Here is a 26,953-nt window from a genome sequence, read left to right as displayed (position 1 = left end):
AGTGTCACACTACCGACATATTCTACGCGCAGCTTTAAATTACCATGGACAGAAAGATGCAGGCATTATCTAACGATCCCATTACCATCAGCTACTTTGCCAAGGAGCTGAGCTGGCTCTCTTTTAACGAACGTGTGCTTCAAGAAGCCAAAGACAAAAGCAATCCAATTATTGAACGGATCAGATTCTTGGGGATATTTTCCAATAACTTAGATGAATTCTTCCGTGTCCGTGTTGCCGATGTAAAACGTCGTATCTTATTAAGTAACCTGCCCGAGGCGGACTTTGACGAAGACGAAGCGCTGCTTAACCAGATGAACAAGAAAGTACTGGAACTGGGCAAGAAGTTCTCACACATTTACGATCAGATCCTGATTGACCTGAATGAGCACAACATTCATATCAAAAAGCCTGCTGAGCTGTCGGATTTTCACCAGCAATGGCTGGCTAAGTATTTTCAGGATCAAGTGCTACAGCATATGTGCCCTATTTTGCTTAGCGAGAACAAAGATTACTCAGATCACATCAATGACGCCCTGACCTATTTGTTTGTCGAAATGCGCGGTGATAAGCAACATCATGCTCTGCTTGAGCTGCCCACTGATCGTCTGGAACGCTTTATTCTGTTACCGCCGGAGAAAACCCGTCGTCACAAAACCATTGTCATGCTTGATGAAGTCGTACGCTTCTACCTCCACGAAGTATTCAGGAACTTTCTCAGTTTTGACAGCATTGAAGGCTATGAGATAAAACTGACCCGGGATGCCGAGTACAACCTCGACGACGAAATTGAAGAAGGTCTGCTGGATAAAATGTCGAAGGGTCTCAAACAGCGCTTATATGCCGAGCCTGTGCGCCTGACCTATGACGAAGCGATGCCAGAAGAAATACTGAAAGTGATGAAAAAGCGCCTTGGCGTAACCAGTCAGGACGCCCTGATCCCGGGCGGCCCGTACCGGAACTTCCGCGATTTCATCGGCTTTCCTAACGTCGGCCGTGGCTATCTGGAAAATAAACCACTGCCACCGCTACAAAGTGAAGCCTTCAACGCACACCAAAGCATCTTCCGGGCTATCTCAAAACAAGATATTTTGCTTTATTACCCCTACCACACTTTCAATCACATGCTTGAATATGTGCGCCAGGCCGCCTTTGATCCCAAAGTGACTCAGATTAAGGTCAATATTTACCGTGTCGCGTCTCGCTCAAGGTTGATGTCTTCGCTGATCAATGCAGCCAAAAACGGAAAGAAAGTCACCGTGATGGTTGAGCTCAAAGCCCGCTTTGATGAACAAAACAACATTGAATGGGCGAAAATGCTCAGCGACTATGGCATCAAGGTCATGGTGGGGATCCCGGCACTGAAAGTACACAGTAAACTGTGCGTGGTACACCGCAAAGAAAAGGGCCAGATAGTTAAATACGCCCACATCGGAACCGGTAACTTCCATGAAAAAACAGCACGAATTTACACCGACTTCAGCTTATTCACAAAACACCCGGAGATCTGTGATGAGTGTGACGACGTGTTCAAGTTTATCGAGAGCAGCTACCGACCCTTTAATTTTAAGCACCTGATGATTTCTCCGCTCAATGCGCGAGAGAAAATTCTGACTTTGATTAATCAGGAAAGCAAAAACGCTCAGGCAGGTAAAACAGCCAAGATCACCGTCAAGGTGAATAACCTGGTAGACAAAGAGCTCATCGACGCCTTGTACAATGCGTCAATGGCCGGCGTAAAAGTCCGCATGATCATTCGCGGCATGTGTGCCCTGGTACCCGGGTTACCCCGCTTTAGTGAGAACATCAAAGTGATCAGTATTGTCGACCGCTTTTTAGAGCATCCCAGGGTGATGGTCTTCGAAAATGCAGGTGATCCGCAGGTCTACATTTCTTCTGCCGACTGGATGACCCGCAATCTGGATCACCGGGTTGAAGTCGGTGCGCCTATCTATGATGAATCACTCAAGCAACTGATCATCGATATTCTCGAGCTGCAATTCAAAGACAGGGCCAAAGCTCGGATCATTGACAGCGAACAGAAGAATCTCTATGTTCGTCGCGGTAATAAGAAGAAGATCCGCTCCCAGATAGCTATCTATGACCATCTGAAAAAGTGGGAAAGTAATCAATCCAATACATAAGGGCAGCTTTATGACCACATACCCTTCCATCGCGGCCGTTGATTTAGGCTCGAACAGTTTTCATTTAGTCGTCGCGCGGGAGGTCGATGGTCGTCTGCAATTGTTGCACAAAGAAAAGCAGCGTGTGTTTCTGGCCGCCGGTCTGGACGAACAGTTCAACTTAAGCGAAGAAGCCATTGAGCGGGCGCTGCATGTACTGCAACAATTTGCTGCCACTTTACAGGGTTTTGATAAGCACAGCGTACAGGTTGTCGCGACCTATACGCTGCGCAATTGTCGCAATATTCGCGATTTTCTGGCCCGAGCAAAAAAAGTATTTCCTTTTAAAATCAACGTCATTTCTGGTCAGGAAGAGGCCCGTCTTATCTATCAGGGTGTAGCGAACCACATTCATAGTGAAGATAACCGCCTGGTCATTGACATTGGTGGTGGCAGCACTGAGCTTATCATTGGCAAACACCTGGATCACAAATTACTCACCAGTCGTAATATCGGCTGCGTCACGCTCAGTAACGGGTATTTTCAAGACCTGAAAATGACAGCAAAACGCTTTGCCAAAGCCGAAATTAAAGCTGAACAAAACATTGAGGCCATCTCTGCCAGCTACCGTAAAGCCGGTTGGCAAACCTGTATTGGCACCTCCGGCACCATCAAAACCTTGTGTGCCATTGCCCAGGAGCTATTTGCGCAGGATACCCTGACCCTGGCTGTGCTGGAGCAGATAAAACAACGTCTGATTGAGGCCGACTCACCTCATACACTCAACCTCAAAGCGTTACCCGAGGAGCGTTATGCCAGCATTGCCGGCGGTTTGTCGATTCTGATCGGGGCATTCAGACAGCTCAATATTGACGAGCTAACCTATTGCGATAACTCATTGCGTGAAGGTCTGTTACAGGAGATGGCGCAAAATGATGAGTTTGATATTCGCACCCGCACCATCAGTGCAGTCGGTGACCATTATGCCGTTGATAAGCAACATGCTGAACATATCTGCGAGACACTTAATCAGATGGTCGACATGGTGCGCCAGAACTGGGCACTCAGTGAATTCGACCTGCAAGTGCTGCGCTGGGCCGCCAGATTACACGAAGTGGGGTTAGCGATTAACTCTTCGGGGATCCACAAACACAGCGCTTACATCGTGCTCAACGCACAACTACCCGGTTTTACTCAGGAGCAACAGCAGCTGCTGGGGACCCTGATCCGTTTTCATCGTAAGAAAATTAAACGCACTGAACTGTCCGCCATGGTCGAGGCCGATCTGACCCATTTCGCCCGGCTGCTTACCTTGCTGCGACTGGCTATCCTGGTGCACCAAAAACGACAAATCGATCAGGTTGCCAAATTCACACTCGAGGCGATGGACGACAGCTTACTACTTACATTCGAGCCTGACTGGCTCGCCCAACACTCCCTGTTTGTGGCTGATCTTCAACAAGAGCAAACCTATTGGAAAACCCTCAATATGACGCTAATGTTCCCCTCCGTGGGCTAACCCGATCTAAGCCCGCTCTGCGGGCTCAGGCGACGTCTTCTTTTACAACAGCGTAAATTTCATCGGCATAGACCCGGCTGTCCAGCGCCAGCGAGAAGAGGAGTTCAAGACTGGACGCCGGGCGGATCGCATTAAGGATCAGCTCAGCTTCCTGAATATTATTGCGCTCAACTTCAATCGCTAGGCGTAATGCTCCCCCTATCAAGCCTTTGTAGCTCAATAACGCACTGCTGAGGTCTGGATCCAGTGAAAACTCATCGACAATAACCGACAACTCAACATCCAGCACCGCATCGAGCACTGACATCAAGCCAATCAGATAGCCTTGTTGTGCCATTTCATCACCGCCTGGCAGCAAGAATTGTTCAAGAAACTTCGCCCGTGCCAGCCCTAGCTTAGTCAGTTCACTGGGCTTATCTGCCCCTAACTCACTTAAAGCCAGTACCTTTACGAACTGACGGATCGCATCCTCACCCAAATAGACAACTGCCTGCGCAATTGAGCGGATCTCGATTTTATCTTCTCCGGCTTTGGCATTGGCCAGCTTTAGCACCCGCGCTGTCAGGCTGAGATCTTTGGCAATTCTCTGTTGGATTTCTTTGAAGCACAGGGACTTTTTGGCCGTACAACGCAATAAATCAAGCACCACCATTTTAGAGGGCTCGACATTACCATGATTGAGCATTTCAGGCACAGCAAAGAAGAAGCCCTGAAAGTAATCAGCCCCGGCACTTTTGATAAAGCTGTAGTGCTCCAGGGTTTCAATACGCTCAACAATCACTTTGGTGGTGGGAAAACGTCGCTTAAGCTTTTTCAGCATCATGGTGGTTTTAATCACCGGCTCAAGCACTTCGATTTTGATGTAATCCATCAGAGGCAATAAGACTTCCCAGCGCTCGTCACCGTCGTAATCATCTAACGCAAAGCGATATCCTAGCTTTTTCAATTTAGTGACTGTCATCACCAGTTCGTCCAGATTGGTTGAACGTTCAACGATTTCAATCACGAGCCCCTGTGGCCGAAGTAACTTAGGCAGCTCCTGGAGTAAGGTTTCATCTGATAAGTTGATAAATGCAGGCACGCCTGCGGCAAGCCGTTCTACACCAATAAAAAGCAGAGAGTTAAAAAACAACCGTCCTGTCGCCTGGCCATCACTGACCCCGATTGGAAAGGCATTATTATGTGAGTCCCGATACAACAATTCATAGGCAGCCACGCTCTGTTCACGATTGAAAATGGCCTGGCGTGCAATATATTGCACCGCGTCTTTTTTTGACTTGGCAATATGACCGCTCATTAACATCCTTAACTCTTGTACTTTAAAGGCTTCCATTGTCCCAGCATATGAAAACTCACGCCCCTGAGCAAACTATTTCCTCACTACTTGGGGTATCATGAAACTGTGCATCAGGCAGTTGCCGGGACAGCCTCTCTTTTACTATCATAGGTCTTATGAGTTTTACACTTATTTCGCCTTTTTGCATCCTGCTTTTACTTACTTCGTGGCTTTTATCTAGCCAGGGCGTCATCGCTGCGCCTGTTGACCAGGGCACTCACACCCCCACCGCGCGCGAAGCTGTAACCTTAAAATACAGTATCAGTGGCTCTGGCACCTTCTACCCCTACTTCACCAACAACCCACAGCACCCTGGCATACTGCCTGATTTAGTGGCACGGATCCTCACACAGTCGGCAATTGAAGGCGAAAATATTGTCTTACCCGCAAAGCGCACTAACCGCTATCTGGAATCAGGCAAAATAGACTTTGACCTGATCAGCCCTGCCTGGTTGAAAGCCTCACAGCTCACTGATCCGCGGTTTGTCTTTTCTGACGCCATGCTCCCCATTCGTGAATATGTGGTGACACGCGCCCCCGCCCCCTCGTTAAACAATTTGTCGGGTCGAATGGTGGGGACAGTACGAGGTTATTATTACCATGACGACGATGAGTTTGTCCGGGTTGACTTTGAATCTGAGCGCGCTCTGATACAAGCGCTAAACAAAGGACGGATCGATATCGCCATCCTGGGTGATCTGCCTGCCCAATATTGGTCTGCTCAGGACAATGTGGCGCTGCACTTTAACCAATTGCACTCACATGGCACCTTGCACATTCGCCTGCGCGCTGAACATGCACACCTCTTACCTGTGCTCAACCAAGCGATCCAGACATTGCGCGACAGCGGGCAAATCACCCAAATCGAAACCGATTACCTGCAACATGTTTCCACCGCGCAGGCACCGGGCAACGAGTAAGGATTATTCAGCCACCAGCTGTTCGCTGCGGAAAAACCCCGTTTCTGAAGACAAATGCTGAACGAGCTCAGGCAGCACTTCATCCATCGTCGCTTTGAGGGTCCAGGGTGGGTTGATGACAATCATGCCCGACGCCGTCATACCCCGTTCCTCAGTATCTGCTTCCGTAGCCAATTCAAACAGCTGAATATTTCGCACCCCAGATCCAATCAGGGTTTGCTCCATCTGATCGATCCGGGCACGCTCCACCACAGGATACCAAATCATATAAGTGCCTGACGAAAAACGTTTGTGCGCTTTGATGATTGAACGAGCAGCCACTTCATAATCCGACTTTATTTCATAAGGCGGGTCCATCAGGACACAGGCACGGCGAGATTGCGGTGGCACTAACCCCATTAAGCCCTTAAAGCCATCTTCGCCTTTAACACGCAAAGAACGCTTATGCCCGGTGTTTTTTTCCAGCAGCTTAAGATCCTGCGGGTGCAGCTCGAAAAACCAACCTTTGTCCTGTTTGCGCAAAAACTGCTCAGCGACTTTTGGAGAGCCAGGATAATACGCCAGTGTGTCTTTGTTCAGCGACTTAACAACATCCACATAACCGCGAATGGCATCGACCTGGCCAGCATACGACCACAACTTGGCAATGCCCTGTAAATACTCTTGTGTCTTTTGCGCATCTTTGGCCGCCAGCTCAAACAACCCGGCACCTGAATGCGTATCTATATAGTCAAAAGGCTTGTCTTTGCGCGTCATGTATTCCAGTACTTGTGCCAGTACCAGATGTTTAATGACATCAGCAGGGTTACCTGCATGAAATGAATGTCGATAACTGAGCATTATCCGTTCCTAATTTAGGTGGGCATTGTTCATCGTGTATGCGCTCAGAGAGGCCCGTTGTTGCCTCTATAGCTGAACCATAAATGAACAAAATAGTTAGTAACTGTTATTATCGCTCAAAACGAGACAAAAATCAGCATAACCTACCCTAATCACTAGCTTTGCAGCCCACTTTGCTTTACATTTGCATGACATAAACACAGTGATAATGAGCGCATTTAATATGAAAGAAATTCTCCCTCAACTCGAGCAACTGATTGATCAACTTATTGCACAAAACAATACATTGACCGAACAGGTAAACTCACTGAAAGAACAAAATAGCAAGCTAATTGACGAAAATGAGACGCTTCAGCTAGAAGTACTAGAAAGCGAAGAAAAACAAAAAGAAACCAGCTCAACGCTAAGTGGGCTGCTAGAAAAATTACAGAGTGCTAGTCAGGCAGGCTAATGTCAGAGTCGCCCGAACAGGTCACCGTTACCCTGCTGGGAAAAAGCCACCAGTTTTCCTGTACACCAGGACAACAACAAGCGCTGATTGACGCCGTTGACCTGCTAAATGGCAGGGTTGACGAAATGCGTCAACGCGACACCGTGCGCAGCGATCACAACGCTCTGTTGCTTGCTGCCTTGCACCTTTGCCATGAGTTGCTAGCACTGCAAAGTGATACCCAACAAGCCCAGCAAACGCTGCTGCAACTCACGCAACGTATCAGTAACCAAGTAGAGAGCAACTAGGTGTTTCGCCTGCTCTCTGTTTTCATTCTCCTGTTAACACTGACGCCTCCCGTCATCGCCGCCAGTTGGCACACTGTTTCCCCACAGGTCACGCTAATCGCTCCTCAGGCAAAAGCACGCTATATTTTACCCAATATGGCTTTAATCAAAGGCAAGACCTGTAGTGCCTTAATTGACAGCCACGGCGATTTTGTTGCACTGGAACAACTGATCAATCAGCTCAAAACGCGCCTTACCACTCCGCTATGTCACCTCATTGCAACGTCAAGCGAACCGCACCAGCTTACCGGGCTGGCTTTGCTAAAACAGGCCTTTCCTGATGCCAGTGTCCACCTGCCAGACGCCCCGCAATTGAATGATCACACAATGCGAACAGCACTCGATACACAGCTTGCCAACTTTGCAAAAAGCATTGAACTCAGTGAACAGCGGCTCAGTAAACTCCCTGCTGAGCAACAGGCTCCGTGGCAAAAGCGCGTGACACTGGCCAAGCAACGACTGACCCGCTGGCAAACACTCCACAGTATCGCTGTGACAAACCCAGCGGTGCAACCCCGTGAGCTGAAGCTCGGTGGCCTGACACTCCAGCTAACCCAATTTCAGGGCCAAAGCGGCCATGATCTGAGTGTCTTTATTGCACAGCACGGCGCACTTTTTGCCGGGCACAGTGCAAACCTGCTTCCCTACGTGCGCAACACCACCTGGCAACGCAGTTTACAAGCACTCAAAAACACACCAGCACTAAATTGGGTCATGCCCGCATTTGGTAAGCCCTATCAAGCCGAAGAGCTGGAATTGCCGATCACATTTATGGATCTGGCACAGCAACAGCTGACCCGGAGCAATACGCAGATGCCAAAACGCGTCGTCACCCTGTACCAGAACCAACCCTACAACGAAGCGCAACTGACGCAACATTTTACTCAAGCGATCAAAGTACTCAGTCACAAGAAGGCTTTGAATAAATAATCGACAGCCAGTATAGTGAAGCTTATGAGAATTTCAGACCGGTTTTTCTATGTCTTGGTGGCGCGTATTTAGTCCGTTACGCTGCGGTGTCATCGTATTATGCTCAATGGTGCTGACGGCATGTCTCAGCACTGCACCTCAGCGCGCAACCCCAACTGAGATCACTGAGGTATTGAATCAACCAGCCCAGGCAACACCACCTGCTGTCACAACACCACCTGAAACTTCACCGCCGCTACCGGCGGTCACTGAACAGCCACAAACGTATCAGGAGTTGTGGCAATACATCGCGGCAAATCTGAGCTTTGATATCTCACCGAATGCGCGATTGCAAAAACGCGTAGAATGGTACCTGTCACAACCTAATTATCTGTTAAGTGTTAATGAGCGAGCTGCACCTTATCTCTACCACATAGTGAAGAAAGTCGAACAGCGTAAGTTACCTATGGAGCTCGCTTTATTGCCCTTTGTAGAAAGTGACTTTCGACCGACTGCACGCTCCTCTCAAGGGGCTGTCGGTGTCTGGCAGTTGGTCGATGCCACCGCTTATCACTTCGGGTTACAAAGCAATGATTGGTATGATGGCCGTCAGGACGTATTGGCTGCGACGGACGCTGCACTCGACTATTTGCAGTATCTGCGACAAAGGTTTAATGGCAACTGGTTACATGCACTGGCGGCCTATAATAGTGGCGAGGGGCGCGTCAAAGCTGCCATTCGCTATAATCAGAAGCACAATCGCAGTAGCCACTTCTGGCACCTGAAGTTACCCAGAGAAACTGCCGACTATGTCCCCAAGCTGTTGGCACTGAGCTACCTGTTGCAACACCCCCAGACTGGGCTGCAACGCCCTAGTTTGGCGAACCAGGCACAAACAACGGTACTGGATGTCGGACAGCCATTTAATTTTGGCATTCTTGCCGGTCTGCTCAATATTGATAAGCAACGGTTACATCAGCTCAATCCCGGATACCTGCGCCATCAAAGCCCGGCCAAGGGCCCATTTAAGGTCCTGTTGCCCATGGATCAACAACAATTGTTTGCCACTGACTTCTATCGTCGCCAGTTCAGTACCCACTATCAGGTTAAGCTCAATGATACCTTGTATGGTATCGCCAGACGCCACAACACCAGTGTGGCACAGCTTAAACAACTCAATAACAAAACCCGGGACCTGATCCAGGTTGGCGAAATACTCCTTATTCACAGAGCCCATGCGAAAGACGACCTTACGGTAGATTATGAGATCAGCCCCTACTTGCAGCAGCAACGACCCGCAAAAGTGGCAACCTATGAAAAGCATCACGTGATCCAGGATGGCGACTCTTTGTGGGCTGTCAGCCGTCAGTACCAGGTACCGATGAAAGATCTGCTCGACTGGAATAAACTAACCACGCAAAGTTTACTATCTCCCGGCGATACATTGATCCTGCACTTACCGGTCGAAACAGCCTCGACACCATCAACAGGTGCGGAGGCTGACGCTTCTAAAGATTATCTGGATGAGTTAAAAACACTGGTCAAGCCGAAACGCGATCCGTAGAATGCCTGTCACTACAACACTACGAAAATAAAGAGATTACTATGCAGATCGCAAAAAATACGGTGGTTGAGTTCCACTACACGCTGAGCGAAGCAGATGAGCAACTGGAAACCAGCACCGGACAAGACGCACTGGTCTACCTGCACGGCGCCGAAGGCATGTTGCCGGGGCTAGAAGCTGGGTTAGAAGGCAAAGCCGCGGGCGATAAACTGACCCTGACGCTGGAGCCAAAAGACGCCTATGGCGAATATCAAGAAGGCCTGACTCAGCGTATCCCAATCAAACACCTGCAAGGTCTGGGCAACAACAAAGTCTGGAAGCCAGGTATGACAGCGATCGTTGAATCAAATCAGGGTCGTCACCAGGTACAAATCATCAAAGTGGGCCGCTTCAATGCAGATTGCGATCTGAACCACCCGTTTGCCGGCAAAACACTGACATTCGACATTGAGATTCTGTCTGTGCGCGAAGCAACAGCCGAGGAAGTCTCACATGGTCATGCGCATGCCGAAGGCGGTTGCGGTCACAACCATTAAGGAATACATATGCAAAAAGTTGCCATTGTAACCGGTGGCAGCGTCGGCATTGGTAAAGCTATTGTCGAACGCTTGCTCAATCAAGGTTATCAGGTTTTTAATCTGGACATTCAAAATGCACCGCATGGTGAATATCGTCACTGTGACGTCAGTGACGTCAATGCAGTACGCCATACCATTGCAGAGGTTATTGCCACCACCGGACGCGTTGATGCGCTGGTTTCGAACGCAGGCAAACACCTCAGTGCTACCATAGAGGACACGGATGAAGACACCCTGGATCAACTTTTTGCCCTGAATGTCAAAGGCGCATACAGCGCCATTCAGGCAGTACTGCCAACCATGAAGACGCAAGGCGATGGCAGTATCGTTTTAATCTCTTCTGATCAGGCGCTGGTTGGCAAACCCAACTCTTTTGCATATAACCTGACCAAGGCTGCGTTAGCCTCTATGGCGAAAACCACCGCACTGGATTATGCCAGCTACAATATTCGTGCAAATGCCGTGTGCCCGGGGACCATAGAAACGCCATTGTTTCACCAGGCCATCGACCGTTACTGCGACAAAAGTGGTGCAGATAAGCAAGTGATAGTTGCCGAAGAGGCCGCGCTTCAACCTCTGGGCCGACTCGGTCAGGCGGATGAAGTCGCTGCACTGGTGGCGTTTTTACTCAGTTCCGAGGCCAGCTTTATTACTGGCAGTTTGCAAACCATAGACGGCGGATATACAGCACGATGAATAAGATTATTGACCCACATCTCCATTTCTTTTCACTCCAACAGGGTCAATATCACTGGCTGAAACACACGCCGCCCCCCTGGCCCAATCTAGAACTGATCCGTCAGGACCACCTTCCCGATGCGCTGTTAAACCTGAGCGGTTTTAGCCTAGAGGGATGTGTCCACATCGAGGCGGGGTTTGATAACGACCAGCCCAGTCGAGAGCTTGACTGGCTGGCTGAGATCTTACCAGCCCCGCGCTATAAAGCGGTGAGTTATGCTCAGATAGATGCCCCGGCCACACAGTTTCGCACCCAATTGGATGCCCTGAAACACCCTAAACTGGTTGCCATTCGGGACATTACTGAAGGTCAGGATGCACTACGCCTGCTCAATCCCCAGGTTGCCGAGAACCTGGCTTATCTCAGTGAGTGTGGGTTACATTTTGAAGCTCAATTTGAGCTTACCCATCAGGACGTAGCGCAACATCTGTATGACATCGCGCACCAGCTGCCACAGCTGCGGATTGTCCTGAACCACAGTGGCTTGGTTGGTCAGGGCGATAATTGGCTGGACAATGCCAAAACACTGGCAAAACTCCCGCACTGCGCCATCAAATTTTCCGGGCATGAATTGCTGAACCAACCTTTGCCATTGCAAACCCAGTTAGACAACTTGCTGGCCCTGTTTGGCTGCGAGCGGGTGATGTTTGCGTCAAATCACCCGGTATGCCTGATCAAACATAGTTATGAAGCGATTTGGCAAAGCTACCAGGCCTTGTGCCAGCACGATGAACAGCTGTGGCACCAGCTTAGTTATGCCAATGCCAAACGCTGGTATGGATTTAACGGATCTTAACTAAATCGTAAGCCGCGAGACTGGGCACGATGCTTTGCAGACGGGTTTCTGTTTTATCCAGCGCATTCAGGCACTCACAGTATTCATCGGCTTTCTCTTCCAGCTGATAGGCCTTTTTTTTCAGAGATTTATCTATCTCACTGGAGATGATCTCCATACGCTGACCCATATCACTGAAACGATCTTCGATATTGCCTTCCCGGGCTTTGAATGCATCCCCCACCGACACTAAAATGGCCCCCAAAGAGCCGTGGACAGCAGAGTGGATACGTTCGCTGATCTCTTTGGTAAAAAAATCATCAATTTTAGACAGCGACTGAGGGGCAATAAAATAGAAATCCTCGCCCCGTTTAAACTTATCCATTAAGGCACGCTCAACATATTGCAATTGGGTTTTTAACACCTCTGGATCGTTGTCTGACATCCCCTCAACCACCTGCTCTATGGCACTCAGACCCAAATTCACACCATCCGTGGCCAGATTGACCAGCTCAGGCACTGTGTCACGGATCCCAAGTGCATACTCATTTAGTAGTTGCGTATCCTGATCACTCAAACGGATCCACTTACCCCTAATCAGCAGCTGATTATCATTATTAATCTGCACCCGGGTCTGGTTTTTATCCACAATCCGGATCTCTGAATCTGTGATGATCAGGCCATGGCCCAGCTCAACATCACACTTTCCTGCAGCATGAAGCGGTGTGGACATGAGCCACAATACAGGTAGTAAAAGGAATTGTTTAATACGTAGGGAGAACACGTGCCACCTCCACCTTAAGATAACGTGAGCGTAGCAAATTTAATGCGGCCAACCCACCAGTTTGCGGCAGGACTGGCCAATTTTTGCGCCTAACGGCATGAACACAGGACGATTAACCGTTTCAGCTATTCACAGAAAGCATATCTGGCCAATCTGACATAGGCCTGAGAGCTTTTATTAAACACATTACTGACCTTGCCATCACCAAAAGAAAACAACCAGGCATTCGCTGGTGTCCCTTCAACGGTGGTACTTGACCAGTAATTCTTTTCCAGTGTCTCGAGAAAAATGGTTTCATTAATGGACGGTTTAACGCAGCGATGCTCAACGATACTGGCCAGTTCCTTCACATTGGGTAAATGCCAGTCACTGTAACCCGCAAATTCCTGCGCACTGGCGGTTTGCAGTGCCTGCTGCCAGCTTAACTCCTGTGCAACGTTATCGCAGCTGCTACTCTCACTATTGTATACCTGTCCAAATGTACAACGTTGCCACATCAAATTGGTTTGTTTGTCACACACTGTGCCATCGGCATTAACCACAAACTGCTCCGAGGGCGTTGTGTCTGGCACAGGCCCTTCAGAAGCACAAATTTGCGATGCACTGACTACCTGACTGACGCTCAAACCACCCAGCGCGACGGCACATAGAATCAACTTTTTCATTAGTCATCCTCCCCGTAACGACGGACCAGCCTGACATAGGCGGTCTGAGACTTATTACGTGTTACATCATTTCCCGTTTTCATATCAATAACGAGCGCCCTGACCAGGTTATCATCTTTACCATCAGTACCGTCCACACTGGTTTGCGTCGTCCAATAATACTGATGGCCCAACAAAGCTTCAGCCGGAACGTGAGGGAAATAATCGGGGTCGAGTAAATATTCACCACTGCTATTGTGATCTAGCAAGTTCGCCAACTCCATATAGGTCGGTAAACGCCAGTTGTTACCACCACAGAAACTGGCGTCATTAACAGCACTAATCAAAGCTTGTACACCACAGTGTGTGTCCTGTGGACACGTTGAGTTTGCTGCACCCGGCGTAACATTGGCCCCCTCAGAAAGATACCAGGTATAGTGGTTTTGCGCATTGCGTTCACTGGTATTGGGCAAAATCCCTGCGGTTACCTCTTTGACCTCCCAGATCAGGCCTGTAACATTGTCCAGTACACAACTGAAGTCTGTGGCATCGGCTGTCAGCGGCTCAAATTCCGCACTGAATTTGGTAAAATCAAAGGCCTGATTACCCTCACCACTTTTGGGTAAAAACTGCACCACAGCGTCACGTCCCAGTTCAGCATCTTGGCCTGGAAAGTCACTATTCCCGCAGCTGATCTCTGCACTGTTGTTATAACACTTAGAGGTCCCGGTATCATTCAACTTGCCCAGAGGTTTGGGTAGAATTTCAATGTTCACCGTATCTGAACCGGTGCGCTGTGCACTATCGGTGACCGCCACTTTAAAATCAATTGAGGTGGCCTGATTGCCACTTTTCAGCGGTGCCATAAAGGTGGTTTCACAAGCGCGCTCATCAGCCAGACTGACTGTACTGCCATTGCTGACCTGCTCCCAAAGACAAGAAAACTGACCGTCAACAGTCACGCTTTTGGTGGCGTCCAGCGTCACAGTATCCAATTCTTGAACTTGTTGATCGCTACCAGCGTTCGCCAGTACCAATTCATCATTGGCCGCCAAAGAAAGCTGCGTGCTTGAGGTTGCGCTGGCACCTTCATCATCCGTCACGGTAAGCTGCCACTTTACGGTATCAGCCTCAGCCAATAAGGGGTGAACAAAACTCAGCGTGACCTGATCGGTGCGTTCAGCTTTAACCGTGGCAGGTCCTTCAAGCATTTTCCATTGATATGCCACTATGCTGCCGTTTTCGTCATTATCACTGGAGTCTGCCGCAGATAAGGTAATGGTATCTGCATATTTTGCGGCCCCGTCTTCAGGTGCTATTTGGGTAATTTTAGCGCTAGGTAATAAGTTAACAGACAGCACCTTCACGATCAGGGTGTCACTGGCAGAGGTGCCATCAGGTGCCATATAGCTCACCTTAAGCTCGATCTCGCTGTCTCCTTTTACATCCGGCGCAGTGACCGCCAGCTCAGCCCCTTCTTGCGGAAAGCCATCCACAGCCGGGCCGGAAACAATCTGCCAGCTGAACACCCCACCTGAAGGTGAACCCAAAGGTTTAAGTGTAAATTCTGTCTTTTCGTTGACGGTAATGTCCGAGCCGGCGTTAACGCTAACACTGATTGTCGGATTTTCATTACCATCAGAGCCCCCGCCGCATGCACTTAAGACACTTGTAAGCCCTAAAGCCAGTACTGATTTCTTCAGCATGGTAACTCCTAAAAAGTTACTTATTCGTTGCACAGTGATGTGTTCACTGCAAACAAAATAGTTGGTCTATGCCAGGGGAGTGTGCGCAACAGACGAGGCTCGCCTCTACTGTACGTGCAAAGTGGTGAACATTGAAAAGCTTAGAGGTAACTATCCTGGTGGATACGAACAAACAACTTTGTGCCTATCTTGCTGTAATCTACCTTATACTCACGCCCATCAAGCGCCTGAATAAACAACAGCCTCTTAACTTCACCGAACACATCCACGCTGGCCACGTGAACTACCTCTAAGTAACGCTCTTTTGCCTCGCGACGGTTTCTTGGCAGTTCTTCTTTAAACGGCACCAAGCCAGTAGGAGTCACCTTAATTTTCGGATGATTCTCTCCGTTCACGATCACTAAATCGAGCTTTTTCTCTTTGTGGATAAGGGTATTGCGACCACTTTTAATAAAAGCTTTATCAAAGCTCATCTATCTATCCTGTTACTTCATTGCTGAGGTAGCCAACTCACTATGCAAGTTTTTGACCACCTCTTCGGGTGTTAACTTCCAACGATTCATGACAGTGGCAAATTGCCAAATATCCCTGTCCAGTACATTGGCAGGCAACATTAAATCGTAGCCTGTCAGCGTCTTAAAGTTTTGCATCCGGTTTGCAAACATCGCCATTAATCCAGAATAATGTTGACCGTTTTCAGAGGTGTAACTCGCCTCTTCTATCAACCATTCTGATGGGCAATTGCCATTACTGCAATGTATTTTAACAGCTTGTAAAAAAATATTCCGCTGTTCTATCAGTAATTTTCCCGCCAACCTGGGCGTCAGGTGGGATAAAAATACATCAATATCCTTTAGTTTAATACCTACGACATTTAACTCAAGTGTTTCAACTCCTTGAGTGACACTTGGTACCCCGCTGGAATGAAAATTACTATGCTCAAGCAAGAGTTCACCAAATTTGTGGTGATACACCAGCTGCCCGGGGCTCATTTCAATACTATAATAAGGTTGCTGGCTTTTCAGAAAGCCCAGCATAATCGCAACAATCGCGGCACTCGCCAGTGCAATTTCAAGCACAGAAATCGGCGTCGCCCGTAAGGTGACAAACACCATGATAACAATCAGCGCTATTGCACCAACCAGCATAAACTCAATGCTGTGGCGATTAGCCAATGCACGTAATCGGACCGGCTCAACCATAACTATAAAACCACAAATAAAAACCGTACATAATGATCCCCCAGAACACCATTTTACGTATTTTCAAACATCTTGGGCATGGCTTAGACTTTTTCATAATGCCTTAATTTTTGGGTACAAAATTCCACATATAGCGAACCCGACCACCCGCTTTTCGGTTAACGCACAAATATACAGGACGTTCGACGATTTGCTCTATTTGGAATTTTTGTACACTAAAGCCCCGCAGTCAACGAGAATCAATTATGCGCGCCAGTCAATCGGGTAAAGCCCTCTTTCCTTTTATAATTTTAGTGCTTATTGCCCTTTGCGGCTATCTCTATTTGCCTGCCAGCAATGGGAATAGTAAATCATTTTCTGGCACACCAACCCAAGTAGCCGCTGTTACGATAGAAAAGCAGAGCCGGGATATTACGATTAATGCCATTGGCTCAGCACGCGCCAATCACGCTCTGAATGTGACCAGCGCCCAAAGTGATTACATTAGTGCATTGTACTTTGATGATGGAGACAGAGTGAAGCGTGGCGATAAACTTGCCCAACTGCAAGATCTTAAAGAGCAATTGGCAGTGCAAGAGCTAGAAGTCAACCTCAAAGAAGAACACCGTCAGTTAACACGCCTGACAGAACTAGCCAAAACCCAGTCCGCAGCCCGCTCCCAACTAGACAGTCAGCATGCCGTCGTCGATGCGCTGGAAATTCAGTTGCAAACAGCACGTACTAAACTCGCCGAAATGGCCATTTATGCCCCATTCAACGGTATATTGGGTCAACGTTTAGTGTCTGTAGGCAGCTTTGTTGACAACAACAGTGTGTTGGCGACACTGGATGATATTAGCGTTATTAAAGTCGATTTTCAGGTCCCGGAAAAGTATCTGGCACAGCTCCAGCTTGAGATGCGTGCATCGGCCGCCAGTGATGCGTACCCTGATAAAACGTTTGAAGGCATCATTACCCATATAGACCCGCGTATTGATGACAACACCCGCAGTATTCGCGTCACAGCCAGCTTTGACAACCCGCAAGACCAGCTCAGACCCGGCATGTTGCTACACGTATCGCTGTTTTTGGGTGAGCTAAATGCGTTGATGGTACCGGAGAAGAGCCTGATCCCAAGACAAGATAAGCACTTCATCTATACCATCAGTGAAGGCAAAGCCAAACAACAACAAGTTAGTGTACTGTCTCGCTTCCAGGGCTGGGTTGCTGTCGATGGCCTGTCTGCAGGCCAGCAGGTGATCACCGAAGGCACCACCAAAATTCGTAACGGCAGTGCCGTTGTGGTTAAGGGGTAAATCGTGCGGATCACAGATACAGCCGTAAAGCGGCCCGTTTTTGCCATCGTAATCAATTTGCTACTGCTCACCTTTGGTTTAGTGGCCTTTACCATGTTGCCGCTGCGCGAATATCCAGATATCGAAACCCCCATCGTCAGCGTCAGCACCGATTACACTGGCGCGTCTGCCGAAGTGGTTGAAACCAAGATCACTCAGGTACTGGAAAATCGCATTTCGGGCATTGAAGGCATTAAAAGCATCACGTCTTCCAGCCGCAATGGTCGCTCGAATATCACCATTGAATTCAACATAGATCGTAATATCGACGCCGCAGCCAATGACGTGCGAGAGCGTGTATCACGTGCGCTGGACCGACTACCTGAGCAAGTTCGTCCGCCGGAGGTGTCCAAATCGAACAGCGATGAAAGCCCTATTGCCTGGTTCGTACTCAATAGTGAAACCATGGATACGCTGCAACTGTCAGATTACGCCCAGCGCTTTATTGTTGACAGACTGGCGGTGGTCGATGGTGTATCAAACGTACGGATCGGCGGTGAACGTAAATATGCCATGAAGATCTGGCTGGACCGACGTGCTATGGCAGCCCGAGACATTACCGCCAGCGATATTGAGCAGGTGCTGCGTAATGAAAATGTCGAGCTCCCCGCCGGTGAAATTGAGTCTCTGGATCGCGACTTCGCGGTGCGTATTGCACGTAGCTACAAAACTCAGGAAGATTTTGATAACCTGGTGATCAAGCGCGGCGCGCAGGGTTACCTGGTCAGGCTGGGTGAAGTTGCCGATGTGCGTCTGGAAGCGGCCGATGTGGAAAGCACTTTCCGTGGTAACGGCAAGAATATGATAGGTCTGGGCATCGTCAAACAAGCCAAAGCCAATACCCTGGACGTGGTCGACAATGCCCGTAAAGAGCTGGAAAAAATCAAGCGTAACCTGCCTGAAGGAACTACCATTCAGGACAGCTATGACTCATCGGTGTTTATTCGCGAGTCCATCATTGAAGTGTATCGCACCCTGGGCATAGCCATGGGCCTCGTGGTACTAGTGATATTTCTGTTTCTCGGTAACATTCGTGCCACACTGATCCCAGCCATCACCGTGCCAATTGCATTGATCGCGACCTTTACTTTCTTGTTCGCCATGGGATATTCCATCAACCTGCTCACCCTGCTGGCATTAGTGCTCGCCATCGGCCTGGTGGTTGATGATGCCATCGTGATGCTGGAAAACATCCACCGCCGTATCGAGCTAGGTGAGCCAAGATTACTTGCTGCCTACCGGGGTGCCCGCGAGGTCGGATTTGCTATTATCGCTACCACACTCGTGTTAGTAGCCGTGTTCGTCCCGCTGGTATTTATGGAAGGACGCATTGGTGCCTTGTTTACCGAATTTGCCTTAGCCGTCAGTGCGGCGGTGATTTTCTCGAGTATCACGGCACTCACCCTGTCACCAGCCTTGTGCTCTAAGGTATTGAAGGCCAGCAATAAAGAAAGCAAATTCTCGCAATGGATGGACAGGCAGTTTGGCCGCCTCGAATCTGGCTATCGTAATGTGATCAGCGACAACATTACCCGTCGCTATAGCCTGCTGCTTACCCTTGCACTGGCCGGTTTTGCCAGCTATGCGCTGTTCCAGCAGATCCCCTCAGAACTAACGCCCAAAGAAGACCGGGGTACCTTCTTCATCATGATGAATGGTCCTGAAGGGGCCAGTTATGAAAATAACGCTGCCAATATGGCTGAAATTGAGCAGCGCTTACTGCCTTATGTTGAACAGGAAGAACTGAGCCGCGTGCTGGTCAGGGTGCCCGGCTGGGGAGGCCGTGGCGGCGTGGCAATTGTGGGCATGCCGGACTGGGACGAACGTAAACGTTCAACCTGGGAAGTCATGGGTGAAATAAGCGGAAAAATGCGTGACGTCACTGACGTGCGAGCCTTTGCCATCATGCGTCGCGGCATAGGTGGCGGGGGCCAGTCTCGTCCCATCGAGTTCGTGTTGCAAGGCAATGACTACGACGAGCTGGTCGACTGGCGGGATCGTATTCTAAAACGTGCACGCACAAATCAGGGCCTGGTCAGACTCGACCATGACTACAAAGAAACCTTTCCACAATTTTTGATCAGTATCGACAAGCTGAAGGCTGCCGATCTGGGTGTCTCAGTCAGTGATATTGGTCGCACACTCGAAACCATGCTGGGCCAGCGTCGCGTCACCACCTTCATAGACCGGGGTGAGGAGTATGATGTGATCCTCAAAGGAACTAAGGCCGATTTCAGTGCGCCCCATGACATTGCTGACATTTATGTTACTTCACGGAGCGATCAGCTGGTGCCGCTGGATAGCCTGATCACCATTCGTGAAGAAGCGACGGCCTCTCGCCTGAATCGCTACAATCGAATGCGTGCAATCACCATCACGGCCAACCTGGCACCTGGCTACACGCTGGAGCAGGCGCTGGACTTCCTGAATCAGGTCGCTACGGAAGAAAATGACATTGACGGTGCCATTGACTATAAAGGCGAATCCCAGCTGTTTTATGAAGGGGCATCGGCCATGACCTACGTCTTTATTTTGGCCCTGACCGTAACATTCCTTGTGCTGGCCGCACAGTTTGAAAGCTTTATTCATCCTCTGGTGATCATGCTGACGGTCCCGCTGGGCCTGGTGGGTGCTATGTTTGGTCTGTACGCCACCGACAGCTCGCTGAATATTTACAGCCAGATAGGGATTGTCATGCTGATTGGCCTCAGTGCTAAAAATGGTATCCTGATCGTAGAGTTCGCCAACCAGCTCAGAGACAAAGGGGTTGCATTCGAACAGGCCATTATAGATGCTGCTGTACAGCGACTCAGGCCCATTATTATGACCTCACTGACAACGGTAATGAGCGCCATCCCACTGGTGCTGGCGTCGGGTCCGGGCTCTGAAAGCCGTATGGTGATCGGGGTGGTGGTGTTTGCCGGGGTCAGTGTTGCAACCATTTTAACCCTGTTTGTGATCCCTTGTGCATACAGCATGCTCGCACGCCGTACTCAGTCACCACAGGCCACCAGCGACAAGTTGCTTGAACAACATGATGCCCACCCTCAAACACAACAGGAACGGGAGATTTAATGATGAATCAGTGTATTGCCACCTTTGGTGGAGGTTGTTTTTGGTGTATTGATGCCGCCTTTCGCAGAGTCAAAGGCGTCACGCACGTGGCCTCAGGTTATGCTGGCGGCCACACGGACGATCCCAGCTACGAGCAGATCTGCACCGGTCAAAGCGGTCATGCCGAAGTGGTACAAATCAGCTTTGATCCTCAGCAGATCGATTTTTCAGCTTTATTAGCCATGTTCTTTGCGCTCCATGATCCAACCCAGCTGAATCGTCAGGGCAATGACATTGGCACTCAGTATCGCAGCGTGGTGTTTTATCACTCAGAAGAGCAACGGGCGTTAACTCAGCACCATATCGAACAGTTAACCCCCACCCTGAATGCACCGATAGTGACCGAAGTGACGGCCCATACGCATTTTTACCCGGCTGAACAGTATCATCAGGACTACTACACCAATAACCCCAACCAGGGTTACTGTAGTGTGATGATAGCGCCCAAACTAGCCGCATTCGCGGAGAAGTTTGCTGAGCATCTCAACTCATGAGTTCAGCGCTTCAGATCAAAAAAGGAGGCTAAGCCTCCTTTTTTATGCCCCCTATATATTAGAAGGTGATCCGGGTACCCACATAGATCTGTCTGCCCGGCGGTTCATAAGGTAACAAGGTACCGTCGGCCGTTTTGCTGGCAACAGAGGTGAAGTATTCCTTATCAGTCAGGTTTTCCAGTCTCATTGTCAATGCAACGGGTTCAAGCAACTGGTAATTGGCACTGAGATTAAAGACAGTGTAAGACGGCAGATCGGTATCAAAGTAGCTGATCGACGGACGTTTATCACGGTATTGCATCGCCAGTCTCACATCCAGTTTATCCCACTGCTTAGACAGGACATAGTTAAATGCTTTGCCCGGGCGACGAGGTAAGTCTTCACGCTTTTCTTTGTCTCTGGCATCCAGCAAAGTCAAATTGGCTGCATGCTCCAGGCCCAGCGCCGAAAACTGTGCACTTAACTCAATCCCTTTCATGTGCGCACGGCCCACATTAGCAGGAATATACTTGTTTGTTTGTGCATCAAACTCATTGCTGATCAGGTTATCAATGCGGTTATCGAAGATGGCCACATCATAGCGCACCGAGGCTGTATCCACCGTCACCCCTAACTCATTGTAGGTACCTTCTTCCGGCTTAATATCGATATTAGGCAGATACCAGGGGCTGTCTTTGACAAACGCATTGGTCAGACTGGGGGCACGAAATGCGGTGCCATGATTGACCCTAAAGGTAACGATGTCGGATGCTCTGAAGCCAACATCAGCCGTATACGTGTTCGCACGTCCGTGATGTTCATAGTCATCACTGCGCACGACAGCATTCAGCAACCAGCGCTTGTCATCGTAAAAAGCAGCAGCAAACACAGCGGTATTATCACGCTCAGCAATCGAGAATTGTGCGCTGGATGAAGACAGGTCCTCATTGAGGCGACTCACACCGCCCATTAGCTGAACAGCTGGTGTCAGTTTGTAGCGAGCGCGATACTCAATTTCATCCCGCTTGGTGCTGTAAACGTCATTGGGTGGGGGGGGGGTGCCATCTGGTACAACCGACAGGAACTGGGTATTTTCTTCCTGGGCCAGACTGATAGAGGCTTCCTGGACCAAGACATCCGATTGCTTCTGCCACGCCAGCTTAGTGGTGTAATTATCAAACTTGTACGCGTCATTGCCAAATGATGAGTCGTAATCCGCTTCTCCCTCACTGTGTTGTGCATAGAGCGCAAGTTGGCCGTACTGTGCCAGGTCGTAGCCCAGTTTAATGCCCATATTGGTGTTGTCATACGCATCACTGTCATGCTCTTTAGAGCGCGGCGCTGCCGGGTCTTTGGCGGTTACGTCATAACCATCTGTGCTCTCATAGCCAAAATGGTAATTCACTGTCAGCTTATCTGCCTCAAATTGGCCAGCCAACTGAGCACCGCCATAGTTGCGACTGCCCGAAGTCAGTGCCAGTTGATGACCTTTCTGTTCACGGGTAATGATGTTAATCACCCCGGCAACCGCGTCAGAGCCATAAATGGCCGCGCGTGCGCCCTTGAGTACTTCAATGCGCTCAATGCTGTTTACCGGAATATTCGTAAAAGACACATCGCCCGAATTGGCATCACTGATCCGCACACCGTCCACCAACACTAAGGTATATTTAGTCGCGGCACCACGTACAAAGACGCTGGCCTTCTGGCCATAACCACCACTGCGCACCACATCAATACCAGCTAAATTGTTAAGCAAAGTAGGTATATCACGCACATTAGCACGCTCAATTTCAGCACGCTCAACAACCGCTACAGAGGTCAATGTATCCACACTGGCTTGTTCAAATTTGTTCGCTGTAATCGTGATATGTTCAATGTCTTGCGCAGACAACACTGAGAAAGGCAGCACAGCCAGCATGGCTGTGGTTAAAGTAGATTTTTTAAACATGGGTTCCCCTGATCCACGCCCACCGCGTGAATTACAACTATTGAGTGTGCTTCAGGGCCGGTTTCCGGACTTACTTACCACAACCTCTTAGTTGCGATAAGCTCACCGTTGCGGGGGCAGCGCCGGACTAATGCCTGTTCCTGTGGCATGCACCAGCTTCCCGATTATTCAGATCTTTAAGAGGCTCCAGGCTCCTGATCTGACACCCTGAAAAATTGGCGCTATTGTCGGAGATCTGGGAATAAAAAGCAACGGACGTCTAGCATGCTAAAAATATTTATTAATCTTTAGCATGCCAAACACAAGAAAGGTTCAACTTACGTGATTAATCCCGAAAGTTTTTAAACTGGAAAGGCTGACCAAGCTCTGCGCCACGGATCAATTGCATGGTTTCTTGCAAATCATCACGCTTTTTACCAGTCACGCGCACTGTTTCGCCCTGAATTGAAGCTTGCACTTTGATCTTCGAGTCTTTGATGGCCTTAACCACTTTCTTTGCCATATCTTTGTCGATACCTTGCTTCAGCATCACTTTACGTGACACGTACTTACCCGACTTTTCGACATTTTTAAGCTCAAAACTAGCCACGTCCAAGCCACGCTTTGCCGCTTTCCCTACCAACATATCGAATAATTGCATCACTTGTTGTTCTGACTCACTTTTCAGCGTGATCACTTCATCGTTCAGCTCAAATGAGGCTTCTACACCACGAAAATCAAAACGCGTGCTCAATTCACGATCGGCGTTATCAACAGTGTTTCTCGCCTCAGTCATATCAATTTCAGACACAATGTCAAAAGAAGGCATATCTAGCTCCTGGATAATGTTTTTCCGGATTATAGCAACCCAAAGGCCACGGCGCGACCACCCTCTGAACACGCGTTTTATAATTCGGAACGGAATTGCGTAGCTTCATCCCATTTTCAGATTTCAATGATATACTGGATTTTTCACCCCTAATGATTTGGAAGTATTTGTGGCGCGTCGACTTTATCAATGCCTGTTATTACTCTCTTTAGCCGTTTGCACTTTTTTGTTTGCCAAAGAGATCCAGACCAATCAAATTGTTAGATTTGAACACGCCGACAAAGTCGCCCACTTTGGGGTATTTTTCATACTGGCGTTTTTCTCTCACCATGCATTTCGCTTTAAGATCTGGTTTCATCTGGTACTGCTAACGCTTTACGGTGCTGGCATTGAGTGGATGCAGGACTCACTCCCCTATCGTCAAGCTTCCTGGGGAGACTTTATGGCCGATCTTGCGGGCGCCATCAGCTACTTTGCCGCCTATTGGATCTACTGCCGCAAAACAGGCAAATCATATGTCTGAGTTGTTTATAGTCGGCAAAGGGGCGATAGGCTTGTTACTTGCCGAAAAACTGGCAAACACCCATCAGGTTACCCTGATCACCCGAACACCTACTGAGGCGGTATTTTTCCAAACGCATCTACAGCGCAAGCAACTGGCCGTAAAGTGCGTGACCTGGCAAGCCCTGACGCAACAACAACAGCCTGTTTCACTGTGTATTATCCCGGTTAAATCCTATCAGCTTACTGACGCCTTTATATCGCTGAAGCCTCATCTTACTCAGGATGCCAATGTCATTTTGAGCCACAACGGGATCCAGGCGCTGGCGCCCATCACCGATGCACTTAACGAGCAGCAAGGATTGTTTTTTCTTTCTACCAGTATGGGTGGGTGGAAGCCTGACAGCACAACAGTTGAATATACCGGCCCCGGTAAAAGCCTGTTTGGTCCCTGTAACCCAGTCGCACAGCAGCGCGCACAAAGGGTGTTTAAACACCTTCTTGAACCTACATTACAAGACGCAGAACTGGCCAATGATATTCAGTTGTTGCGATGGCAAAAGCTGTGTGTCAATCTTGCTATCAATCCGCTCAGCGCCCTTACCGGGCTCAAAAACGGTCGCCTGCGTGCACCTTGCTACGCCAGTCAGGTATTGTCTGTGTTAAATGAGGCCTGCACGATTGCCAATCATATCGGAGTACCACTGAAACTTAACGAAGAGCTTGCGCGTGCCTATCAAGTAATGACACTGACGGCGGGCAACTTTTCTTCAATGGCTCAGGATGTCAGCAACCACAGACGTACGGAAATCGATGCTATGTGCGGCTATGTCACCGAACTGGCAAAACAATTGGGGATCACCGCCCCCCACAATGCTCGCCTGCTCAAGCAAGTACAATCACTACATCCCATTCATAAGTAGTACCAAGACCTTTCTCAGCGCACTATTTTCACTACTTTATTCTGTAAAAAGTAACCTGAGCGACCAAAAAATGCCTCTGGCTCACAAAATTCAAAATTTTTGGTAATGATTTTTATTTAGATTTTCTGCAGTTTTTACAACAATCAGCTGTCATGATGCAATGTCACTTTATGCACTCCCAGACAGAGAGTCGTCGTCAAGCGATAAAATGACACATTTGTCACGCTACAGAGCATGCATGAATTATTCATTGTCAAATGATGCTCGTGAATAAAAAGCATGTAAATGGTTCGATAATGGAGACTAATTTAGTATCAGGTCCTGCAAGCGACGCGGTAAGCATGAAATATTTTTTCTTATCGATTAGACAAAAGTCTATTTTATAACGCCCAATCCAACCTGAATAATTACCCAGGAAAACCGCATTTTTAACTTACCTACTCAATCAGCATTCAAAACATAATACGCAATTCATAGGTTTACAGAATGTAAACACCAAGAAAACACAGTATAAACCGAGCTTAATATTGGGAATTTTTTTTGCTACCATGCCCGCGATTTCAACAGCCTTTACTTTAATCAAGAAGGATTTAATATGAACTCAAAGGTTTGGTTGCCGTTGAGCTGTGCTGTTATTTTGAGTGGCTGTAATAGCACTTCTCAACAAGCACCTGTGCAATCTCTTACTCAAGAGACAGACGCCCATAAAAAATCTGTCATATTTATTCATGGCGCGCATTCGAAAGGAACCGCCTGGTCAACGGTGCAATCTCAACTGACAAAGAAAGGGATCAGCAACTACGTCGTTGACTTACCCGGGCGCAAAACCACCATAGATCCTAAATCCATCACCTTAGATCATGCAGCTCAAAGTTTGTGTACACATTTACGATCGTATCCCCAACCACTGGCACTGGTTGCACATAGCCAGGGCGGTGCCGTTGTACACAAAGCCATCACGCTATGTAATGATGTCAACATCAGTGACATTGTCTATGTTAGTGCCGTTGCACCGATAGAAGGCGCTAAGCCTTTTGCGCTGCTAAGCAAACAGGATGAAGATCATTATTTTTCCGGGATCACATATGAAGATGGCTGGATGAAGATTTCCGATACTTCAGCCTATTTATCTTCATTCACTGAAACACACAGCAAATCCCAGCAACAGTTTGTACTGGATAACTCAGTCGATGAGCCAGCCATTACCGGAGATGGCAAAGTGATGCTGAGCAAAGCCACTTTGGCGCCAATTAATAAAGCCTATGTTTTCGCCATTCAGGACAAGATTATTTCTCTGTCCTCACAAAAGAAAATTGCTGAATCCATTGGTATTACGCAGACCTATAGCCTGGATTCCGGCCATTTGCCCATGCTCACCAAACCATTTGAACTGGCTGAAGTCATCACTCAGGCTTTGCAACTTTAAACATGCA

25 protein-coding genes and 1 riboswitch are annotated in these 26,953 nt (G+C 48.7%); of the genes, 16 read left to right on the top strand and 9 right to left on the bottom strand.

The window, feature by feature from the left end; genetic code table 11:
- Positions 1-56 precede the first annotated feature (56 nt).
- Positions 57-2,144, top strand: coding sequence for a polyphosphate kinase 1 (gene ppk1, locus CWC22_RS02655; RefSeq protein WP_125558346.1), 2,088 nt, complete (start codon positions 57-59; stop codon positions 2,142-2,144).
- A gap of 10 nt (positions 2,145-2,154) precedes the next feature.
- The gene (locus CWC22_RS02650; protein WP_138536789.1) at positions 2,155-3,642 is read left to right on the top strand and encodes an exopolyphosphatase; all 1,488 of its coding nucleotides are present in this window, start codon (positions 2,155-2,157) and stop codon (positions 3,640-3,642) included.
- 25 nt (positions 3,643-3,667) lie between these two features.
- Here CWC22_RS02650 and CWC22_RS02645 read toward each other — a convergent pair whose 3' ends face one another.
- The gene (locus CWC22_RS02645) at positions 3,668-4,945 is read right to left on the bottom strand and encodes an EAL and HDOD domain-containing protein (RefSeq protein WP_125558350.1); all 1,278 of its coding nucleotides are present in this window, start codon (positions 4,943-4,945) and stop codon (positions 3,668-3,670) included.
- A 149-nt stretch (positions 4,946-5,094) separates the two neighbouring features.
- On the opposite strand from CWC22_RS02645, the gene CWC22_RS02640 reads away from it, so the two are divergent.
- Complete coding sequence (locus CWC22_RS02640; RefSeq protein ID WP_138536787.1) at positions 5,095-5,898, top strand: substrate-binding periplasmic protein; 804 nt, start codon at positions 5,095-5,097, stop codon at positions 5,896-5,898.
- A gap of 3 nt (positions 5,899-5,901) precedes the next feature.
- On the opposite strand, the gene CWC22_RS02635 is transcribed toward CWC22_RS02640, so the two are convergent.
- Positions 5,902-6,738, bottom strand: coding sequence for a 23S rRNA (adenine(2030)-N(6))-methyltransferase RlmJ (locus tag CWC22_RS02635; RefSeq protein WP_125558354.1), 837 nt, complete (start codon positions 6,736-6,738; stop codon positions 5,902-5,904).
- Positions 6,739-6,961: 223 nt separating this feature from the next.
- Between CWC22_RS02635 and zapB the strand changes: the two genes are divergently transcribed.
- The 7 genes from zapB to CWC22_RS02600 are packed head-to-tail and all read left to right on the top strand — an operon-like array spanning position 6,962 to position 12,101.
- Positions 6,962-7,189: a cell division protein ZapB gene (gene zapB / locus CWC22_RS02630; protein WP_010383296.1), complete on the top strand. Its 228-nt coding sequence runs from the start codon at positions 6,962-6,964 to the stop codon at positions 7,187-7,189.
- The gene (locus CWC22_RS02625) at positions 7,189-7,476 is read left to right on the top strand and encodes a cell division protein ZapA (RefSeq protein ID WP_125558356.1); all 288 of its coding nucleotides are present in this window, start codon (positions 7,189-7,191) and stop codon (positions 7,474-7,476) included. The genes zapB and CWC22_RS02625 overlap by 1 nt, the downstream gene beginning before the upstream one ends.
- A complete protein-coding gene (locus CWC22_RS02620) occupies positions 7,477-8,445 on the top strand; it encodes a hypothetical protein (protein ID WP_138536785.1) in 969 nt (322 codons plus the stop codon).
- Between the two features lie 49 nt (positions 8,446-8,494).
- Complete coding sequence (locus CWC22_RS02615) at positions 8,495-9,988, top strand: transglycosylase SLT domain-containing protein (RefSeq protein WP_230090616.1); 1,494 nt, start codon at positions 8,495-8,497, stop codon at positions 9,986-9,988.
- Between the two features lie 41 nt (positions 9,989-10,029).
- Positions 10,030-10,524: an FKBP-type peptidyl-prolyl cis-trans isomerase gene (locus CWC22_RS02610; RefSeq protein WP_138536783.1), complete on the top strand. Its 495-nt coding sequence runs from the start codon at positions 10,030-10,032 to the stop codon at positions 10,522-10,524.
- Positions 10,525-10,533: 9 nt separating this feature from the next.
- Positions 10,534-11,262: an SDR family NAD(P)-dependent oxidoreductase gene (locus tag CWC22_RS02605; protein ID WP_138536781.1), complete on the top strand. Its 729-nt coding sequence runs from the start codon at positions 10,534-10,536 to the stop codon at positions 11,260-11,262.
- Positions 11,259-12,101, top strand: a complete 843-nt coding sequence (locus CWC22_RS02600) for an amidohydrolase family protein (RefSeq protein WP_138536779.1) — start codon at positions 11,259-11,261, stop codon at positions 12,099-12,101. The genes CWC22_RS02605 and CWC22_RS02600 overlap by 4 nt, the downstream gene beginning before the upstream one ends.
- Here CWC22_RS02600 and CWC22_RS02595 read toward each other — a convergent pair.
- The 5 genes from CWC22_RS02595 to CWC22_RS02575 all read right to left on the bottom strand — a co-directional run bounded on the left by CWC22_RS02595 (position 12,088) and on the right by CWC22_RS02575 (position 16,416).
- Positions 12,088-12,813 (bottom strand): YggN family protein, encoded by a 726-nt coding sequence (locus CWC22_RS02595; RefSeq protein WP_138536777.1) that lies wholly within the window; start codon positions 12,811-12,813, stop codon positions 12,088-12,090. The two genes, CWC22_RS02600 and CWC22_RS02595, sit on opposite strands and share 14 nt — an antisense overlap.
- A gap of 176 nt (positions 12,814-12,989) precedes the next feature.
- Complete coding sequence (locus CWC22_RS02590; protein WP_138536775.1) at positions 12,990-13,529, bottom strand: DUF1566 domain-containing protein; 540 nt, start codon at positions 13,527-13,529, stop codon at positions 12,990-12,992.
- Positions 13,529-15,214, bottom strand: a complete 1,686-nt coding sequence (locus tag CWC22_RS02585) for a DUF1566 domain-containing protein (protein WP_138536773.1) — start codon at positions 15,212-15,214, stop codon at positions 13,529-13,531. The genes CWC22_RS02590 and CWC22_RS02585 overlap by 1 nt, the downstream gene beginning before the upstream one ends.
- 140 nt (positions 15,215-15,354) lie before the next feature.
- Complete coding sequence (locus CWC22_RS02580; protein WP_010383311.1) at positions 15,355-15,687, bottom strand: hypothetical protein; 333 nt, start codon at positions 15,685-15,687, stop codon at positions 15,355-15,357.
- Between the two features lie 12 nt (positions 15,688-15,699).
- Positions 15,700-16,416: a DUF2982 domain-containing protein gene (locus CWC22_RS02575; protein WP_125558374.1), complete on the bottom strand. Its 717-nt coding sequence runs from the start codon at positions 16,414-16,416 to the stop codon at positions 15,700-15,702.
- A 245-nt stretch (positions 16,417-16,661) separates the two neighbouring features.
- On the opposite strand from CWC22_RS02575, the gene CWC22_RS02570 reads away from it, so the two are divergent.
- The 3 genes from CWC22_RS02570 to msrA are packed head-to-tail and all read left to right on the top strand — an operon-like array spanning position 16,662 to position 21,358.
- On the top strand, positions 16,662-17,711 hold the full coding sequence (locus tag CWC22_RS02570; RefSeq protein ID WP_138536771.1) for an efflux RND transporter periplasmic adaptor subunit: 1,050 nt from the start codon (positions 16,662-16,664) through the stop codon (positions 17,709-17,711).
- 3 nt (positions 17,712-17,714) lie between these two features.
- Complete coding sequence (locus tag CWC22_RS02565; protein WP_138536769.1) at positions 17,715-20,825, top strand: efflux RND transporter permease subunit; 3,111 nt, start codon at positions 17,715-17,717, stop codon at positions 20,823-20,825.
- A complete protein-coding gene (msrA, locus tag CWC22_RS02560; RefSeq protein WP_138536767.1) occupies positions 20,825-21,358 on the top strand; it encodes a peptide-methionine (S)-S-oxide reductase MsrA in 534 nt (177 codons plus the stop codon). The genes CWC22_RS02565 and msrA overlap by 1 nt, the downstream gene beginning before the upstream one ends.
- Before the next feature lie 58 nt (positions 21,359-21,416).
- On the opposite strand, the gene CWC22_RS02555 is transcribed toward msrA, so the two are convergent.
- Positions 21,417-23,288 carry a TonB-dependent receptor domain-containing protein gene (locus tag CWC22_RS02555; RefSeq protein ID WP_138536765.1) on the bottom strand — a complete coding sequence of 624 codons (1,872 nt, stop codon included), beginning with the start codon at positions 23,286-23,288 and terminating at the stop codon, positions 21,417-21,419.
- 37 nt (positions 23,289-23,325) lie between these two features.
- A riboswitch (cobalamin riboswitch) is annotated at positions 23,326-23,513 on the bottom strand.
- A 100-nt stretch (positions 23,514-23,613) separates the two neighbouring features.
- Entirely contained in the window at positions 23,614-24,096 is a 483-nt protein-coding gene (locus CWC22_RS02550) for a YajQ family cyclic di-GMP-binding protein (protein ID WP_010383320.1), read from the bottom strand.
- A gap of 169 nt (positions 24,097-24,265) precedes the next feature.
- Here CWC22_RS02550 and CWC22_RS02545 point away from each other — a divergent pair, with 169 nt between their 5' ends.
- From CWC22_RS02545 to CWC22_RS02535, 3 genes are all read left to right on the top strand, one after another.
- Entirely contained in the window at positions 24,266-24,619 is a 354-nt protein-coding gene (locus CWC22_RS02545; RefSeq protein ID WP_171044998.1) for a VanZ family protein, read from the top strand.
- Entirely contained in the window at positions 24,612-25,520 is a 909-nt protein-coding gene (locus tag CWC22_RS02540; RefSeq protein WP_138536763.1) for a ketopantoate reductase family protein, read from the top strand. The genes CWC22_RS02545 and CWC22_RS02540 overlap by 8 nt, the downstream gene beginning before the upstream one ends.
- A 595-nt stretch (positions 25,521-26,115) precedes the next feature.
- On the top strand, positions 26,116-26,946 hold the full coding sequence (locus CWC22_RS02535) for an alpha/beta hydrolase (protein WP_125558386.1): 831 nt from the start codon (positions 26,116-26,118) through the stop codon (positions 26,944-26,946).
- Positions 26,947-26,953: the final 7 nt, after the last annotated feature.

The sequence above is a fragment of the Pseudoalteromonas rubra genome (genome assembly GCF_005886805.2).
In the GTDB taxonomy this organism is placed as follows: Bacteria; Pseudomonadota; Gammaproteobacteria; order Enterobacterales; family Alteromonadaceae; genus Pseudoalteromonas; species Pseudoalteromonas rubra_D.
This window is presented reverse-complemented; position numbering and strand designations above follow the sequence as displayed.